A 1,949-nucleotide genomic window follows, 5' to 3' on the forward strand; every position below is an offset into this window, starting at 1 on the left:
CGGCGGCAGGTTTTCTTTCATCGTACCATCCGCCTCATCGAGCGTCAGCCCGGTCATCTCCTGAAACTTCGCGTAGGAGCAGGCGTCGATCTTGCCCGCCCGCAGCTTGTAGAAGAACTGCCGCAGCGCCGCGCGCGCGTAGGGACTCTCGAGGTTGTCCTCTGCGCGGAACATGTTCTGCCCGCCGGTCTCGCGTTGCCCCTTGGTGATGGCCCCGAGCGTGTCGAGACGGCGGGCGATGGTGGAAAGAAACCGCTTCTCGCCTTTCACATTGGTCGCCACCGGCCGGAACAGCGGCGGCTGCGCCTGGTTGGTACGATTGGTGCGCCCGAGCCCCTGGATCGCATTGTCGGCCTTCCAGCCGGGCTCCAGAAGGTAATGCACCCGATGGCGCTGGTTCTTGGCCCCGAGATCGGCATGGTAGCTGCGCCCGGTGCCACCGGCATCGGAGAAGATCAGGATGCGCTTGGCATCATCCATGAAGGCCTGGGTTTCGCCCAGATTGGAGGAGGCGGGGCGGTTCTCGACCTTGAGCCGTCCTTGCCGCGTTTTCACGATGCGCCGCTTGCGCCCCGTGACCTCGGCGACCGCCTCCCCGCCGAAATGCCAGAGGATCTGGTCGAGCGCGCCCTGCACCGGAGCGAGGGCACCCAGATGTTCGACAAGAGCGTCCCGCCGCCGCTCCGCCTCACGGCAGATAATCGGATTGCCGTCGCCATCGAGGGCAGAACGCGAGCGCAGATCGCCATTCTCGTCCGTATAGGGCTCAAAAAGCTGCGTCGGGAAGCTGTGCAACAGGTAGTCCATGATGTTCTCGCGCGGCGTAAAATCGACCTGCAGATCATCCCACTCGGAGGGCGGGATGTCTTCGAGGCGGCGCTCCATCACTGCCTCGCTGGTCGACACCACCTGGATCACCGCCGAATGACCCGCAGCCAGATCCGCCTCGATCGAACGGATCAGGGAGGGGCACTTCATAGCGGTGATGAGATGGTTGAAGAAGCGCTGTTTGTTGCTCTCGAAGGCTGAACGCGCGGCGGATTTAGCCTGGGCGTTCAGCGTGCCGGTCTCGGAGGATATGCCCGAGGCCTGAAGCGCCGCCTCGAGGTTGTTGTGAATGATCTGATAGGCATCGGCGTAGCTGTCGTAGATCGCGACTTGGGCAGGCGTCAGCTCATGCACCAGCATCTCGTATTCGACCCCGGCGTAAGAGAGGGACCGCGCCAGATAAAGCCCGAGCGCCTTCAGGTCGCGCGAGATAATCTCCATGGCGGCGATACCCCCGGCTTCCATCGCGGCGACGAACTCTGCCCGCGTCACAAAGGGGAAATCCCCGGTGCCCCAGAGCCCGAGGCGGGAGGCATAGGCCAGATTGCCGACAACCGTCGCACCAGTGGCCGAGACGTAAAGGACGCGTGCATCCGGAACCGCGTTCTGCAATGCAAGACCAGCGAGGCCTTGCTGGGAGGCGCGTCTGTCGCCGCGGTCGGACTTTTCGCCGGCGGCGTTCGCCATGGCGTGGCTTTCATCAAAAGCGATGACCCCGTCGAACCCCTCGCCAAGCCAGGACGTCACCTGGTCGAGGCGAGAGGCTTTGCCCTCGCGTGTCGCAGAGCGCAGCGTGGCATAGGTGACGAAAAGGATGCCTTCGGGAAGCCTGATGTCGCTCCCTTGGCGGAATTTCGAGAGCGGCATGATATCGCTTTCGCGCCCGCCGAGCGCCACCCAGTCGCGGCGCGCATCCTCGATGAGCTTATCGCTTTTTGACACCCAGACTGCCCGGCGACACCCCTTCAGCCAATTGTCGAGGATGATACCCGCGACCTGCCGTCCCTTGCCACAACCCGTGCCATCGCCCAGGAACCAGCCTTTGCGCAGGCGAAAGGCACCTTCGTCGCCCTCGGCCGCGGCCATCAGCTGGCCTTCGATTTCGCCGCGCTTGAACCAGC

1 protein-coding gene is annotated in these 1,949 nt (G+C 63.8%); it reads right to left on the reverse strand.

The window, feature by feature from the left end:
- A partial coding sequence (locus tag C8029_RS19645) for a strawberry notch family protein (protein WP_193217695.1) occupies positions 1 to 1,949 on the reverse strand: 1,949 nt, incomplete at both ends.

The organism is Roseobacter sp. TSBP12, from assembly GCF_009129705.1.
GTDB lineage: Bacteria > Pseudomonadota > Alphaproteobacteria > Rhodobacterales > Rhodobacteraceae > Celeribacter > Celeribacter baekdonensis_A.